Below are 14,946 nucleotides of genomic sequence, written 5' to 3'. Positions count from 1 at the left end.
CCCTCCAGCAGTTTTCCCGTGGGGTCAGTCCTCCGGGACTGCCTCGCTCATCGCGCTGATCTGGAAGGACGCCCCGCACGGATCCTCGATCGTCGCGATCCGGCCGAAGGGGGAGTCGGTCGGGCCGTCCAGCACCTTCCCGCCCAGTTCGACGACCTTCGCCAGTGCCGCCTCGGAGGCCTCGACCCCGAAGTAGAGGCGCCAGCCGGTCGCCTCCACCGGCATCGCGCCGGTCGCGTCGCACAGACCCCAGCTGGCGGAGTCACCGGGACCGTTGGTCGCGTACCGGAAGGAGTCGTCGTCCATCGGCTCGCCCATCGGCACCAGGTTCGCCTCGAACACAGCGGTGTAGAACGCGACGGCCTTGTCGTACTCGTGCGTCATCAGCTCGAACCAGACCGGGGAGCCGGGCGCGCCGGTGAACTCGTAGCCCTCGATCGCCCCGGCCTGCCACAGTCCGATGGTCGCGCCGGTCGCATCGAGCACGATGGACATGGCACCGGCTTCGCTGATGGCGTCCGGGGGGACCACCACGGTGCCGCCGTTCTCGGTGACCTTCGCGGTACGGGACCTCGCGTCGTCGACGGCGAGGTAGATGCCCCATTCGGAGGGCAGGGTCTGGCCATCGGGAGTGGTCATCCCGGTGACGTCCATGATCCCGCCCACGAGGGCGCCGCCGTTGCGGATCAGGTGATAGTGGTTGAAGCTCTCGCCGAGATCCTCGAACTCCCAGCCGAACAGGCCGGAGTAGAAGGTCTTCGCGGCGGCGAGATCGGTGACGCTGAGATCTGCCCAGGTGCTGGTGCCGGTGGTGCGGGTCATGTCTCCTCCTTCAGTGGTGGGCCCGGAGCAGGTCTCTGTCGGGGCCGGGATGTGGTCCCTACGCTAGGTAGGATCGGGGCGGGATGATTGTCCGATCCTGCGCACCTGGTGCGACGGACGTTCTCGAGGTGCGATCTGCTGGTTCTGCTGGTTCTGTCGGGACTGCACAGCGGTCACCGGGTGCACAGGCTCGGCAGGGCGCTGAGCAGAGGCGGGCGGGTCGATGTCGGGACCGAGAAGTCCAGGGCGACGCGGGCGGGCTGCGTGATCGGGCCAGGGTGCACGGCGACCATCGGGGACGACGGCACCAGCTGGTCCAGCGCGTCGGCCTGGCTCGGCACCGCGAAGCCCAGCAGGAAGGGCGCGCCGGGGCACAGGGGCAGCTGGACCGTCGGCGTCCCCGAGATCAGCAGGCCCGAACGGGGCAGTCCGATCGGGGCCGGGTGCGGGTACCAGCCCACCCAGATCGACGCGTCCCCGCGCGGACTGAACCCCGGCGGCAGCTCGATGTCGGCGTGGACCAGGCCGGAGCCTGGCTGCAGCAGGGCAAAGGGCCGTGGGGGCTTGTCGCTGATGCGGTGGGCGAGGCGGCGCAGCTGCGCGGGCGGCACCCCGACCGTCGCGCGGAACCTCCGCGTGAAGCTCGAGAGGGAGTCGAAGCCGGCGGCGGCGCCCACGTCGACCACGGCGTCGTCCCCACCGAGCAGCAGACGCTTGGCGGCGTCGATGCGCAGGGCGATGAGGTACTGACCCGGACCGATCCCGGTGTGCTTCGCGAAGATCCGGGAGAAGTGGAAGGGGCTGTAACCGACGTGGTCGGCGAGGTCTGCGACGTGGAGCTCCGTCGGCCGCTCCTGGGCGAGGGCCAGCGCGGAGGCGAGAATCGTCGCCGCGGGGTCCATCGTGAGCGGGGTCACGATGATGAGTGTACGGAGGGGGTCAGTCGACGCCTGGGCGTCGGCGGTTCTGCTTCGTCTCCGAGCGGCGCCGCTTGCCGTCCAGCCGCCGACGCTTCGAGCCCTTGGTGGGCTTCGTGGGCCGGCGCACCACGGGCGGGGCGATGGCCTCGCGCAGGATTGCGGAGAGGCGCTCACGGGCAGCGACACGGTTGCGACGCTGGGCCCGGTGCTCCTCGGCGCTGACGGTGAGCACGCTGCCCGCCAGGCGCGGTGCCAGCACGGAGAGCAGGCGCTCGCGCTGGTCGTCGTCGACCGCGGTGGTGGTGGCGAGATCCAGACGCAGCTGCACCCGGGAGTCGGAGGTGTTGACGCCCTGTCCGCCCGGGCCGGACGCGTGGGTGAACTGCTCGGCCAGCTCGGCCGCAGGGATCCTCAGCCCGTGAGGCGCCCCGGGGCCCGCGGGCACGTGCAGATCATCCATCCCCCGAGTGTGCCGCACCGGCGGAGGTCGACGCGCGAGACTCAGGCGTCGTCGAGCTCCTCGCGCAGGCGGGGCTCGACGCGATGTGCCGGATGGTGGCCGGCTTTGTCCGCGTAGAAGGCGCGGATGCGATCCATGTCGTCGCTGATGTCCCCGGTCAGGTCGAAGGTGGGGCCGAGGCCGACGGTCATCGTCGACCGGTCCACGAAGCCCAGGGTCACCGGCATCCCCGTCGCGCGGGCGATCCGGTAGAAGCCGGACTTCCAGCAGGTGTTGCCCTTGCGAGTGCCATCAGGGGTGATGACCAGGTTGAAGTCCTCTCCCGACCGGATGCGCTCCACCACCTCGTCGACGATGCGACTCGGGTCCGAGCGGTCGACGGGGATGCCTCCGAGAGTGCGCATGATCGGACCTCGCCAGCCTGTGAAGACGCTGTTCTTGCCCAACCAGCGCAGGGGGATCTTGAGCTCCCACGCCAGGGCGAGCATGAACACGAAGTCCCAGTTGGAGGTGTGCGGAGCGCCGAGGAAGATGGCGGGCCGGTCCGCACGGGGCTCGGCGACCAGCTTCCACCTGCTGAGCGTCCAGAAGGTGCGGGCGATGGCGCGGCGGATCATGGGATCAATGTAAGCCACGATCTGGCGGCCGGGTTCAGGACTCAGGCCATGCCCTCGGACGTCGGCCACGCATTGGGCCGGCATCCGCCGAGATCGATGCTCTGCTGCAGCATGACCGGCGCGGTGAGCCCGTCGCCTCCGCACGTCGAGTGACCATGACCGAGGAAATGCCCGATCTCGTGGTTGACCATGTAGGCCCGGTACTCGGTGGTGTCAGAGTAGGTCGGGGTCCGATGCAGCCAGCGGTCCGAGTTCAGGACCACGTCCTCGCCGACGCGGCAGCTCCACAGCCCGTTCGTCCTGGCAGGCAGGCACAGCTCGTCGGCCGTGGGCGGGGAGGCGATCGAGATCGTGAACTCTGCCGAGGCCGGGTCGGCCACGTGCTCGAAGGCGACCTCCTCCGTGGCTCGCCATCCGCGCTCATCGTCGAGGATTCTCGCGATCTCCTGTGCGGCGTCGTCGGCATCGATCCCGATCCCGGCCTCGACACGCACCGCATAGGTGTGCACGGGCAACGTGCCGGGGTCGGAGCCGTCGACGAGGTCCGGGGTGGTCCAGGTTCCCGCACCGACGGTGCCCGAGCGCACGATCTCCGGTGCGGCCTCGCTGGTGTTCTCGTCCGCCGTGGGCTGAGCGGTCGCCGAGGTGGCTGTCTCCGCAGTGCCGACGTCGGGCGCGCTGCCCGATCCGGCGTCCGATCCGGCGTCCGCGGCGGCGTCCGAACCGCTGCCCGATCCGGCGTCCGAGGCGGCGCTCAAGGTGCCGACCGTCTCGTCGGAACGTCCGCCTGCGAGTGCTCGTGCTCCGGCCACCAGGGCGATGACCACCATCAGGGTGATGAGGAGGGCGAGCCCTGTCCGGAGGAGGCGGCCTCGGCGCGTCAGGACCAGGGAGCTGCGGGGCGAGGGAGGCGGGGACACGAACCTCAAGGTAGGTCCATCAGCCCCCGGTGATGCTCGACACGCCGGTGGCTAGACTCCGAGGATGTCGACGTACCCCGGCCCGACCCCGGATCGCCCGCACTCCGATCGTGGACAGGGCGCTGTGCCTGGCCACGGCCCGGCGCACGACCACGGCCCGCCCCACGCCCATGGCCACGGCCATGCACACGATCACGGCTCGATCCTGGGGCGGCTGCTCGAGCTCGACGCCGAGGTGCACGCCGACATGCTGGCGGCGGCGACCGCCCGGGTAGACGAGGTCGCCGAGGGCCCGGTGCGGCGCGTGCTGGACATCGGCAGCGGCGTCGGCACCGGCACGATCGCGCTCGCACACCGGTTCCCCGAGGCCGAGATCGTCGCCGTCGACATCTCCGAGGACATGCTGTCCCAGGTCCGCGACCGCGCCCAGGCCGCCGGGGTCGGGGATCGGGTCACGACCCGGCGCGCTGACATCGCCGCGCCCGACGACGATCTCGGCTCGGCCGACGTCGTCTGGGCGTCCGCCTCCCTGCACGAGACCTCCGACCCCGACGCCGCCTTCGGGAACCTCTTCGCCGCGCTCCGGCCCGGCGGCCTGCTGGCTGTTCTAGAGATGGACGCCGCGCCACGGGTGCTCCCCGCGGAGCTCGCAGGCTGGGAGGAGCAGGTGCGGGCAGCCGGCGGCGGCACCCCGGCCGATCATCCGGACTGGACCGAGCAGATAGCGACCGCCGGTTTCGAGGCTCCGCACACGGACAGCCTGGTCACCGATCTCCACGCAGCGGCCGACGGGCCGGCGGGGGAGTACGCCGCACTCGAGCTGCAGCGGATCGGCGCGCGGGCGCTCCCGTCCCTGGAGCAGAAGGACCAGGAGACGCTGCGGGCGCTCGCCGGAGACGGCGCCGGGAGCGTGCGCGAGCTCGGCGAGCTCTGGATCCGTGGCACCAGGACGCTCTGGACGACGCATCGTCCGTGAGGTCCGTGAGGTCCGTGAGGTCCGTGAGGTCCGTAAAGCCGGTAATGCCCGTGAGGCCGGTGAGGTCCTTGGAGCCTGTGGAGCCTGTGGAGCCCGTGAGGTCTGCGCCGGCGCGGACATCTGAGCGCCGGCGGAGTCCGCTCCCGGCGCGCTGACCGCAGCAGGACGGTGGACCCGGTGCGGCTGCCGGGGCACGATGGGCTCATGACGGATCCGAAGCAGACACTGTCCCCGTCCGAGATCGACGCCGCCGGCCTCACCGGATGGCGCCAGGTCGAGGGCACGATCGCCGCGCAGTTCTCCACCGGGGACTTCGCCACCGGCCTGGACCTCGTGAACCGGATCGGCGCCTCGGCGGAGGCCGCCGATCACCATCCGGATCTCACCCTCACCTACCCGTCCGTGGGCGTCACGTTGTCCAGCCATGACGTCGGCGGGATCACCAGTCGCGATCTGGACCTGGCGCGCACCATCACCGAGCACGCGGCGACGCTCGGGGTCTCGGTCGACGGGTCCTGACGTCGGGCCCACCACGTGACGGGCCGGTCGGCGACCTTGAGTTCCTCTCTCGGCGGATCTTGTCCTGACGACGTGTCCTGGCACTCGTCGACCCGGCCCGGGCCCTGGCAGGTCCACCGCACACGCGGTGGGAGAATCGGCCTATGACCGCAACCCTCGTCGCCCACGGCCTGGCCGGCGGGTACGGCCACCGCACCCTCTTCGACGCCCTCGACCTGACGGTCGCGCCGGGTGACGTCGTCGGGATCGTCGGTGCGAACGGCGCCGGGAAGTCCACGCTGCTGCGCCTGCTCGCCGGCGTCGATGCCCCGCAGGAGGGGACCGTCTCCCTGTCCCCGGCCGACGCCTTCGTGGGATGGCTGCCGCAGGAGCACGAACGAGTCCCCGGTGAGACCGTCGCCGAGTCCATCGCCCGCCGCACCGGATGCGCAGAGGCGACCGCTGACATGGACGCCGCCGCTGCGGCGCTCGCCGAACCGGCGCCCTCCGGATCCGGCGGTCCCGATCCGGCCGACGTCTACGCGACCGCGCTGGACCGGTGGCTGGCCAGCGGCGCCGCGGACCTCGAGGAACGGATCCCGGTGGTGCTCGCCGATCTCGGCCTGGAGCTCGCCCGGACCGATGTGCAGCAGACACTGATGACCTCGCTCTCCGGTGGGCAGGCGGCCCGCGTGGGGTTGGCCGCCCTGTTGCTGAGCCGTTTCGACATCGTGCTGCTGGATGAGCCCACCAACGATCTCGACCTCGACGGGCTGGAGCGTCTCGAGGCCTTCGTGCGCGGCCTGCGCGGTGGGGTGGTGCTGGTCAGCCATGACCGCGAGTTCCTCGCCCGCTGCGTCACCAGGGTGCTCGAGCTGGACCTCGCCCAGAGCAGCAACCGGGTCTACGGCGGTGGGTACGACGCCTTCCTCGAGGAGCGCGCGACGGTGCGCCGCCACGCCCGCGAGAAGTACGACGAGTTCGCGGCGACCAAGTCCGATCTGGTGTCCCGCGCGCGCACACAGCGGGAATGGTCGAGCCAGGGCGTGCGCAATGCGATGAAGAGGGCGCCGGACAACGACAAGATCCGGCGCCGGGCCTCGAGCGAGTCCAGCGAGAAGCAGGCGCAGAAGGTGCGGCAGATGGAGAGCCGGATCGCGCGGCTCGACGAGGTCGAGGAACCCCGCAAGGAGTGGCAGCTCGAGTTCGCCATCGGGGCCGCGCCGCGATCAGGCTCCGTCGTCTCCACCCTGTCCGGCGCCGTGATCCGGCAGGGGGACTTCACCCTCGGGCCCGTCTCGCTGCAGGTCAATGCCGGGGAGCGGATCGGAATCACCGGTCCCAACGGTGCCGGGAAGTCGACGCTGCTGCGAGCGCTGCTCGGACATCGGGCTCCGGATGAGGGCACGGCGGCGCTCGGCGCGAGCGTGCAGATCGGGGAAATCGACCAGGCCCGCTCCCTGCTCGCCGGGGACCGGCCGCTGACCACAGCCTTCGAGGCGCAGGTGCCGGAGATGTCGCCTGCGGAGGTGCGCACCCTGCTGGCCAAGTTCGGGCTCCGCGCCGATCACGTCGGCCGCCCGGTCGACGAACTGAGCCCGGGGGAGCGCACCCGCGCCGGCCTCGCCCTGCTGCAGGGCCGAGGCGTCAACCTGCTGGTGCTGGATGAGCCCACCAACCACCTCGACCTCCCGGCCATCGAGCAGCTCGAGCAGGCGCTGGAGAGCTATGACGGCACGCTGCTGCTGGTCACGCACGATCGGCGCATGCTCCAGACGGTGAATACCGACCGGAGCTGGCAGGTGGAGGGCGGGCAGGTGCGGGAGGGCTGAGGCTCACGGCCCACAGCTCCTGCGACGCAAAAGGTGCCAGCTCGGCGGCACCTTTATCGTCGCGGGCAGGTCGCTGCCGAGTCTCTCGCTGCCGAGTCTCTCGACCGCGGTGGGGATGCGTCGGCTTCAGGCCGCCAGGACGGTGCATCTCGTCGACTGGTCGGACCGACGCCGTCCGGTGGCCGTGACCACGCCTGGGGAACCCATGCCCGCGGAACTCGTGGCGGCAGAGCTCCTGCCCGGCGAGCTCGTGACGGCAGAGCTCCTGCCCGGCGAGCTCGTGCCCGGCGAGCTCGTGCCCGGCGAGCTCGTGCCCGGCGAGCTCGTGCGCGGCGGACCGTGTGTGCTGGGGGAATGAGTCCGAAATGTTATGACGTGACCCAGCGGAAACAGGGGGGCGCAGCAGAGGAACCGTGATGTGATCGACTATCACTGACGAGGCGGTCAGGGAAATGCGGTGAGGAAGCTGCTGAAGGACCTGACCGTTCCCCTCGTTCCTGCATGACCCACTGAGGAGAAGACCCATGAGGATCGGACGACGGACATTCGCCACGCTGGGCCCCATCGCGGCGCTCGGACTGCTCGCCGCCTGCGGGAGCGAGGACGAGGGCGGCACCGGCGGAGGAGGCGGTGAGGGTGACTTCGTCACCGATCTGACCTTCGGTACCGGCGGCACCGGTGGTGTGTACTACCCGCTCGGCGGCGAGTACGCCACCATCTACGAGGACAACATCGAGGGGCTGACGGTGAACTACACCGACAGCGGTGCCTCGGTGGAGAACATCGGCATGATCTTCCAGGAGGAGTGGCAGCTCGGGATCGTCCAGAGCGACACCGCCCAGACCGCCGTCACCGGCACCGGGGAGTTCGAGGGTGCCAAGGTCGACAACATCGGCTGGATCGCAGCCCTCTATCCCGAGGCCGCGCACATCGTGACACTCGCGGGCAACGGGCTCGAGAGCCCGGCGGACCTCAAGGGCAAGCGGATCGCCGTCGGCGACGTGGGATCCGGGACACGCGCCGTCTCCGACGCGATCCTCAGCGTCTACGGGATCGAAGAAGGCGATTACGAGGCGTTCGAGCAGGACTTCGCCAGCTCGCTGGACCTCCTTCGCGACAACAACATCGATGCCTCTGTGTTCGTGGTGGGCACTCCGACGGGCTCCCTCGGCGACCTGGCGGCGACCAATGACGTGCAGCTCGTCTCGATGGACCAGGACAAGGCCGAGGAGGTGGCGAGCGAGAGCTCCTTCGACGTCTACACGATCGAGCCCGATGCGTACGACTTCCTGGAGGAGCCCGTGGTCACCCTGTCCGTGGCCGCCACGTTGATCGCCTCGATGACCCAGGTGAGCCCCGAGGTCGGCTACGACATCACGGCCGCCACCTTCGAGCACGCCGGTGAGATCACCCTGCCCCAGGGCGGTCTGATCAACCACGACTTCGCGCTCTCGGGTCAGGGCGACGTGCCGCTGCACCCGGGCGCCGAGAAGTACTACAAGGAACAGGGACTCCTCTGAGATGAGCTCGGCAGACCACGAGAAGGAGCCGCGGTCCACGGAGCCGGCGACCGCCCCCGCCGAGGTGGCTGACGCCGAGAAGAATGCGCAGGAGGTGCTTCGCGAGCACGACACCGCCAGCCGGTTCCGCATGAACCTCGGGGTGTGGGCATGGGGAGTGGGCGGCCTGTCGGTCGCCCTCACCCTGTTCCACCTCTACACCGGTCTGTTCGGATCTCGTCCTTCGCTGATCCAGGGGGCTATCCACCTCGGCGGTGCGACGTCGATCATCTTCCTGCTGTATCCGGCCAGCAAACGGCTCTCCCTGACCCGGCGCGGCGTGCCCTGGTACGACCTGATCCTCGCCGTGGTCGCGTTGGCGGTGAACCTCTTCATCGTCGTCGATTACGACCACCTGACCAGCAATATGGTGCAGATCCTGGGGTTCCGCGACCTCGACTACGTGATCGCGACCCTGGGCATCGTGCTGGTCCTGGAGGCCACCCGGCGCTGTGTCGGGCTTCCGATCGTGCTGATCGCCCTGGCGGCGATCGGCTACGCCGTGCTCATCGTCGGGCAGTCGTGGGAGAACTACGTCGTCGGCACCTTCTTCACGGCGCGGTCCGGCATCTTCGGCACGCCCATCCAAGTCTCCTCGACCTTCATCTTCTTGTTCCTGTTGTTTGCCGTCGTGCTGATCCGCACCAACATCGGAGCATTCTTCAACGACCTGGCCTTCCGTGCGACGGGCCGTTTCACCGGTGGTCCCGCGAAGGCGGCCGTGGCGGCCAGCGGATTGCAGGGCATGATCTCGGGGTCGTCGGTGGCCAACACCGTCGCCTCGGGCTCGTTCACGATTCCGATCATGAAGAAGGCCGGTTTCAAGCCTCACTTCGCGGCGGCGACCGAGGCGACAGCCTCCACCGGCGGCCAGATCATGCCGCCGATCATGGGCGCGGCCGCGTTCATCATGGCCGAGTACACCGGGATCCCGTACAACGAGATCATCATCATCGCCATCATCCCGGCGGCTCTGTACTTCCTCGGCGCATTCCTCTCGGTGCACTTCGAGGCCAAGCGCACCGGGATCAAGGGCCTGCCCGTCTCCGAGCTGCCCACGTGGAAGTCGTTGATCACGCGGATCGACCTGATCCTGCCCCTGATCGTCATCGTCTACATGATGCTGTCCGGGTTCTCTCCAGCGCGCGCCGCCCTCTGGGGGATCGGCGTCGCCTTCGTGCTGAGCTTCGCGCGCAAGTCCACGCGACTCTCGTTCACCGGGATCATCAAGACCCTCGAGGCGGCCGCGCGCACCGCGCTCCCCGTGATCGCGGCCTGCGCCACGGCAGGCATCGTCGCAGGCACCGTGACCGGAACCGGCCTGGGCGGGCGCCTCGGCAACGCCGTCATCGACCTCGCGCAGGGGAACTTCCTGCTGGTGCTGTTCTTCACGATGATCGTCAGCCTGGTGCTGGGCATGGGCCTGCCTACCACCGCCAACTACGTGGTCACCGCGACCGTCGCCGCACCGATCCTCTACAACAACTTCGACGTCCCCCTGATCTCGGCGCACATGTTCGTCTTCTTCTTCGGCATCCTGGCCGACATCACGCCGCCGGTGTGTCTCGCGGCCTATGCGGGGTCCGGCATCGCGAACTCGAACCCGCTGAAGACCGGTGTGACGGCACTGAAGCTGGCGATCGCCGGCTTCCTCATCCCGTTCGTGTTCGTCCTCGAACCGGCGCTGCTGCTCGAGGGGACCATCGGCGAGCTGATCCCGGCTCTGATCACCGTGATCCTCGGGATGACAGCGATCGCCGGAGGTTTGGCGGGGTTCCTCGTGGCCCGGGGGAGAGCGCTGGACCGCACCTTGCTGATCGTAGGGGGTGTGCTGATGGTGTATCCCTCGATCGCGGTATCTGCGGTGGGCTTCGTGCTCGCAGCCATCGCCGTGGTGCTCCAGCTGGTCCGGCGCCGAGCCGATTCGGAGACCCCGGGGCCGGCGGTGGCCACCGCCTGACCGCGGAGCTGCCCGGGATCCGACGGCATCGGATCCCGGGCGACTTCCTGTCGCAGCGGACCGCATCGCAGAGGGCCACGTTCGGGCGATGTCGCCGCCGACGTGACGGACTGCATGCGCGCAGCTCCCGCGACGCAAAAGGTTCCAACTTGGCGGCACCTTTGTCGTCACGGGCAGGGTTTTCGCGGGCTGGGTCTCACGGGCAGGGTTATCGCGGGCAGGGTCAGTGCCGGGTCCGGTTGCGGGGGTGCTGCTTCGCGGTGCGCTCGTTGCCGTGCTGGTAGTTCCCGGTCCAGCGGGCCATGGCCCCCTGCGGATCGCCCGCCGCCTCGTCGAGGAACTGCTCCGCACGCCTCCCGCGCAGCACGGCGGCCACCGTGCCGTGATGGGTGATCACCACGGCGCCGTCGCGACGCGTCGCGTACTCGAATCCCTGTGCCTGCCCCATGTTCACAGCGTGGCCGGGTCCCTGCCCAGGGTCAAAGGAATTCTCTGCGGCGGGGTCGGCACGGTCGGCACGGTCGGTGCGGGTGCGGGTGCGGGTGCGGGTGCTGGTGCTGGTGCTGGTGCTGGTGCTGGGGCGAGTGCGAGTGCGAGTGCGAGTGCCGGTGCCGGTGGCTGCGGCGATGGCGATGGCGATGGCGATGGCGATGGTGGGCGCTGGGCTCCGGGCCACCGATTCCCCTGATTCGTGACGTGGGTGGGACGTTCTCGTGGAATGGATCGGCGCGTCGCTTCGGGGCGTTGACCGTTCGGCTGGGCGCTGGGCGCTGGGCGTTGGGCGCTGGGCGCTGGGTGCCGACGGCGGTGGCGCGTGACGGGCAAATGTGCCGATGCCGATGCCGGTGCCGATGCCGATGCCGATGCCGAGGGCGGTGGCGTGGTCGGTGGCGCGGGCGGTGGTGGGCGATGGGCCCCTGGCCGCCGATTCCCCTGATTCGTGACGTGGGTGGGACGTTCTCGTGGAGTGGATCGGCGCGTCGGTCGGGGGTGTCACCTCGGCGCCCTACGACGACCGCGCCAGGTTCGTCATGACGCACAGCCCAACAGGAGGCGGCTCACTGGCAACGGCGCGCTGACCTGCAGTGTTCGGCATTTCGTTGCGGTAGGCACACAGCAGTTCGGGGCCATCGAGTGGACATCTGCTGGACGTTCAGCGTTCGGCAGAACGGTACAGAAGTGACCGCCAGGCTCCCTAGCGTGCGGGCGTCCGCGACTCCTCCCTACCTCAGGAGCCCCCTGTGCCCTCCTCTTGGCGCACCCTGTCCCTCACCCTCGCCGCCGCTGTGGCCGTCGGCATGACCCCCGTGGTCTCCGCGGCCGCTCCGGCACTCCCGTCGGCCCCCTTCGTCGCACCGGCCGAGCCCGGGACCGCCGGCGCTGCACCGGCCGAGCCCGGGACCGCCGGCGCGGCACCGCAGCGCGCGCCGCTGCCCGAACCGGCCGTCGAGGCACCCACCCCGGACGTGCTCGACGTCGACCTCGCCTCCGGTTCGACCGCGGACAGCGCGCAGGACCGCACCGTCACCGGATTCGGCGCCGCTCCCGAGATCGCCGCGGACACTGCTCTGGGACGGAAGGTCGCCGCCTTCGACGGCACCAATGCCCTGCGCTATGACTACGCCGACGGCTTCGACACCACCTCGAAGGCCCTCACCCTGGAGTGCACCGTCCGCTTCGACGGCGGCCTGAGCGACGGCGAGTCCGAGGGGACCGGGAACTTCTGCGGTGCCAAGGAGGCGGGCGGCTACTCGCTGACCGCGTACGGGTCCACGCTGAAGATGGTGGTCAACGTGGACGGCACCTACTACGGCACCGGGGTGGAGGTCCAGGAAGGGGTCTGGTACCACGCGACCGGTGTCTGGGACGGGAAGACCGTCGCCCTCTATCTCAACGGGGAGAAGGTCGCCGAGACCCCCACGAAGGGCAGCTCGATCACCCCGCCGAAGGAGAGCGCGCGTCAGTTCTTCCTCGGCGCGGATACCAACAGCAGCGGGAATCCTCAGTTCCACGGCACCACCTCCCTCGCCACAGCCGGCATCTACAGCCGGGCGCTGAACGCCGACGAGATCACCGCACGGTACGCGCAGACCTTCGCGGACCGCGCTGAGGGAGACGTCACGTTCGAGCTGGGCAGCCCGGTCCCGGACGCGCAGCTCACCGCCCCCACGGTCCTTGCCGGTGCGGTCGGGAACGAGGAGCTGCTGGCCGCTCCGCTCTCGTTCACGCTCGACGGGGAGAGCGTCGCCCTCGGTGACGAGATCGGCCAGGGCCTGCGCGAGGGTGAGCACACCATCGCCTATACGGGCACCGACGCCTTCGGCGGCGAGGTCTCCGGGTCGAGCACCTTCACCTCCGCCTCGATCCCCACGGCCGGCGGCGCCACCCAGGAGTACGCCGACGGCAGCGCCCAGCTGTCGGCCCGTGCCGAGCACCCGAGCGGCGGGGACCTGCACACCTCCTTCCTCGAGGGCGAGGTGACCACGGCGACGAACGTCGAGCAGGGCGTCATCGACCCCGCCGTCATCGCCGCCGACGGCACCGTCGCCGGGGACGTCGAGCTGCAGGACGCCGCCGCGGTCGAGGACGCACTGGACCCGGCCGACGACCAGCTCCTCGACGCACCGGTCAGCGAGCAGGTCCCCGCGCTGCGCACCGACATCCCGTTCACCACCGAGGGTCAGGACGTCCTGTGGCAGGGACAGGTCGACCCCTCCCGCGAGGTGCGCCTGCTGCTGCTGAACACCGAGACCGGCAGCTACGAGGTGGCCGACACCGCCCGCGGCGACGGCGAGGGCCAGGTCGAGCTGAGCGCGTCGGCCGCCGCGCACCACGACTCGGGCGGGACCATCAAGGCGCTCGTGCTGGGCACCGATCCCTTCGCCGATGACCTCGACGAGCCGATCCGCGACGGCTTCGAGGACCCGGACAGCTTCGACTTCTCCCTCATGCACATCACCGACACCCAGTACCTCTCCGAGGGTGCCGCGGGGCGTCCCTCGACGACGGAGCGGGAGGTCTGGGCCGAGGCGTACGAGGGCTCCTACCGGTGGGTCGCCGAGCACGGCGAGGAGCACAAGCTCGCCTACGTGGCCCATACCGGGGACGTCATCGAGAACTGGAACACGAACGCCGAGCACCGCGGTGTCGCGATCCGGGAGTTCGAGTTCGCCTCCGAGACGCAGGAGATCCTCGAGGACACCGGCATCCCGCACTCGGTGATCCCGGGCAACCACGACAACCGCGGCGGCAACGATGTGGGCCCCGACAGCCTCTACAACGACTACTTCGGGCCTGAACGGTACGAGGCGCTCGCGCAGACGGACTCCTGGAAGGAGGCCGGGGCGGAGTACCACCCGTGGAAGCCCGGCGACAACCAGAACAGCTACAACCTGTTCACCGCCGCGGGCCGCGACTTCATCGCCATCAACCTCGGCTACTCGGTCACGGAGGAGGAGACGGCCTGGGCGAGCGAGATCCTGGACCAGTACCCCACGCGCAACGCCATCATCCTCACCCACGCGTACAACAAGCCCAGCGACGCGGCCGACGGTCGCGGCGGCTCGTTCTCGAAGGATGGGCAGATCATCCGCGAGCAGCTCCTGGCCGAGCACCCCAACATCGCACTGGTGCTGTCCGGGCATGAGCACGGGGTGAGCATCAGCGTGCGCAAGGACGTCGGCACCCCCGGCAACAACGTGGTCGAGCTGCTCGCCGACTACCAGTTCTACGAGGTCAGCGCGGAGCAGATGGGGCTGGACGGGATGCGCGGCTATGACGCGGACACCGGCCTGCAGTTCGGGGCCTCCTTCTTCCGCCTGCTCCAGTTCGACCTGGACCGCGGCGAAGTCGCGGTGGACACCTACTCGGCGCAGCTCGACGAGTTCGGCGCCACCGAGTACGACACCAAGGGCCGCTACGACGGGCACGAGGACGACTTCCGCCTGCCCGTGCAGTTCGAGGGCCGCACCACGACCTTCCGGACCGACACCGTGATGGGTCTGACCCCGAGCGACCGGCTGATCGGCGAGGCCACGCACGCCTCCGGAGAGCCGGCGACGGCCGCCTGGGACGGACTCGACGAGGGCGCCCCGTACGGCTGGTACGCCATCACCCAGGACGCCTCGCGGGCGATCGATCCGAAGGAGCTGCGCACGGCAGCCCTCGCCGCCGGAGCCGGGACGGGGCCCGACGGGACAGCGGCCGACGGGACGGACGGGATCGTCCAGTCCAGCGTCTTCACCGCCACGGAAACGGGTGGCGCGACCCCCTGAGAGGATCACCGCGCCAGCAGGGCGCCCGGCCGGGTTCAGGCCGGGCGCCCTGCTGCGTCCGAGCTTCCGTCGGGCCGTGTCCAGCAGGCCCACGGCTAGAGTGGGTGG

At 69.9% G+C, this 14,946-nt stretch carries 13 protein-coding genes; 7 read left to right on the top strand and 6 right to left on the bottom strand.

Annotation, left to right across the window (positions count from 1 at the left end; translation table 11 throughout):
• Positions 1-24 precede the first annotated feature (24 nt).
• The 5 genes from ABD093_RS07460 to ABD093_RS07440 form a co-directional block, all read right to left on the bottom strand.
• Positions 25-822, bottom strand: coding sequence for a VOC family protein (locus tag ABD093_RS07460; protein ID WP_343923439.1), 798 nt, complete (start codon positions 820-822; stop codon positions 25-27).
• Positions 823-995: 173 nt separating this feature from the next.
• The gene (locus ABD093_RS07455; RefSeq protein ID WP_343923437.1) at positions 996-1,739 is read right to left on the bottom strand and encodes a helix-turn-helix transcriptional regulator; all 744 of its coding nucleotides are present in this window, start codon (positions 1,737-1,739) and stop codon (positions 996-998) included.
• Between the two features lie 22 nt (positions 1,740-1,761).
• Positions 1,762-2,202: an alternative ribosome rescue aminoacyl-tRNA hydrolase ArfB gene (gene arfB / locus ABD093_RS07450; protein ID WP_193119271.1), complete on the bottom strand. Its 441-nt coding sequence runs from the start codon at positions 2,200-2,202 to the stop codon at positions 1,762-1,764.
• A gap of 41 nt (positions 2,203-2,243) precedes the next feature.
• Positions 2,244-2,819 carry a 1-acyl-sn-glycerol-3-phosphate acyltransferase gene (locus tag ABD093_RS07445; protein WP_193119272.1) on the bottom strand — a complete coding sequence of 192 codons (576 nt, stop codon included), beginning with the start codon at positions 2,817-2,819 and terminating at the stop codon, positions 2,244-2,246.
• 41 nt (positions 2,820-2,860) lie between these two features.
• On the bottom strand, positions 2,861-3,739 hold the full coding sequence (locus tag ABD093_RS07440) for a DUF3152 domain-containing protein (RefSeq protein ID WP_193119273.1): 879 nt from the start codon (positions 3,737-3,739) through the stop codon (positions 2,861-2,863).
• Between the two features lie 64 nt (positions 3,740-3,803).
• Here ABD093_RS07440 and ABD093_RS07435 point away from each other — a divergent pair, with 64 nt between their 5' ends.
• The 6 genes from ABD093_RS07435 (at position 3,804) to ABD093_RS07410 (ending at position 10,564) form a co-directional block, all read left to right on the top strand.
• The gene (locus ABD093_RS07435; RefSeq protein WP_193119274.1) at positions 3,804-4,715 is read left to right on the top strand and encodes a class I SAM-dependent methyltransferase; all 912 of its coding nucleotides are present in this window, start codon (positions 3,804-3,806) and stop codon (positions 4,713-4,715) included.
• Between the two features lie 204 nt (positions 4,716-4,919).
• Positions 4,920-5,234 (top strand): 4a-hydroxytetrahydrobiopterin dehydratase, encoded by a 315-nt coding sequence (locus tag ABD093_RS07430; protein ID WP_193119275.1) that lies wholly within the window; start codon positions 4,920-4,922, stop codon positions 5,232-5,234.
• A gap of 143 nt (positions 5,235-5,377) precedes the next feature.
• Positions 5,378-7,045 carry an ABC-F family ATP-binding cassette domain-containing protein gene (locus ABD093_RS07425; RefSeq protein ID WP_193119276.1) on the top strand — a complete coding sequence of 556 codons (1,668 nt, stop codon included), beginning with the start codon at positions 5,378-5,380 and terminating at the stop codon, positions 7,043-7,045.
• Between the two features lie 205 nt (positions 7,046-7,250).
• Positions 7,251-7,403: a hypothetical protein gene (locus ABD093_RS07420; protein WP_193119277.1), complete on the top strand. Its 153-nt coding sequence runs from the start codon at positions 7,251-7,253 to the stop codon at positions 7,401-7,403.
• 166 nt (positions 7,404-7,569) lie between these two features.
• On the top strand, positions 7,570-8,565 hold the full coding sequence (locus tag ABD093_RS07415; RefSeq protein ID WP_193119602.1) for a TAXI family TRAP transporter solute-binding subunit: 996 nt from the start codon (positions 7,570-7,572) through the stop codon (positions 8,563-8,565).
• 1 nt (position 8,566) lies between these two features.
• Positions 8,567-10,564, top strand: a complete 1,998-nt coding sequence (locus tag ABD093_RS07410; RefSeq protein ID WP_343923432.1) for a TRAP transporter permease — start codon at positions 8,567-8,569, stop codon at positions 10,562-10,564.
• A gap of 223 nt (positions 10,565-10,787) precedes the next feature.
• Here ABD093_RS07410 and ABD093_RS07405 read toward each other — a convergent pair whose 3' ends face one another.
• Positions 10,788-11,240: a hypothetical protein gene (locus tag ABD093_RS07405; RefSeq protein WP_343923430.1), complete on the bottom strand. Its 453-nt coding sequence runs from the start codon at positions 11,238-11,240 to the stop codon at positions 10,788-10,790.
• A 565-nt stretch (positions 11,241-11,805) separates the two neighbouring features.
• On the opposite strand from ABD093_RS07405, the gene ABD093_RS07400 reads away from it, so the two are divergent.
• Positions 11,806-14,838, top strand: a complete 3,033-nt coding sequence (locus ABD093_RS07400) for a laminin G domain-containing metallophosphoesterase family protein (RefSeq protein ID WP_343923428.1) — start codon at positions 11,806-11,808, stop codon at positions 14,836-14,838.
• Positions 14,839-14,946 lie beyond the last annotated feature (108 nt).

It is taken from the genome of Brachybacterium tyrofermentans (assembly GCF_039526165.1).
Taxonomy (GTDB): Bacteria; Actinomycetota; Actinomycetes; order Actinomycetales; family Dermabacteraceae; genus Brachybacterium; species Brachybacterium tyrofermentans.
The sequence above is the reverse complement of the archived record's forward strand: the minus strand, read 5'-3'. Positions and strand labels throughout refer to the sequence as shown.

Bases quoted from the DNA above. Each gene is read 5' to 3' on its own strand.
- ABD093_RS07410 (WP_343923432.1), top strand. From the start codon at position 8,567: ATGAGCTCGGCAGACCACGAGAAGGAGCCGCGGTCCACGGAGCCGGCG.
- ABD093_RS07435 (WP_193119274.1), top strand. From the start codon at position 3,804: ATGTCGACGTACCCCGGCCCGACCCCGGATCGCCCGCACTCCGATCGT.
- ABD093_RS07460 (WP_343923439.1), bottom strand. From the start codon at position 822: ATGACCCGCACCACCGGCACCAGCACCTGGGCAGATCTCAGCGTCACC.
- ABD093_RS07420 (WP_193119277.1), top strand. From the start codon at position 7,251: ATGCCCGCGGAACTCGTGGCGGCAGAGCTCCTGCCCGGCGAGCTCGTG.
- ABD093_RS07425 (WP_193119276.1), top strand. From the start codon at position 5,378: ATGACCGCAACCCTCGTCGCCCACGGCCTGGCCGGCGGGTACGGCCAC.
- ABD093_RS07445 (WP_193119272.1), bottom strand. From the start codon at position 2,819: ATGATCCGCCGCGCCATCGCCCGCACCTTCTGGACGCTCAGCAGGTGG.
- ABD093_RS07430 (WP_193119275.1), top strand. From the start codon at position 4,920: ATGACGGATCCGAAGCAGACACTGTCCCCGTCCGAGATCGACGCCGCC.
- arfB (WP_193119271.1), bottom strand. From the start codon at position 2,202: ATGGATGATCTGCACGTGCCCGCGGGCCCCGGGGCGCCTCACGGGCTG.
- ABD093_RS07415 (WP_193119602.1), top strand. From the start codon at position 7,570: ATGAGGATCGGACGACGGACATTCGCCACGCTGGGCCCCATCGCGGCG.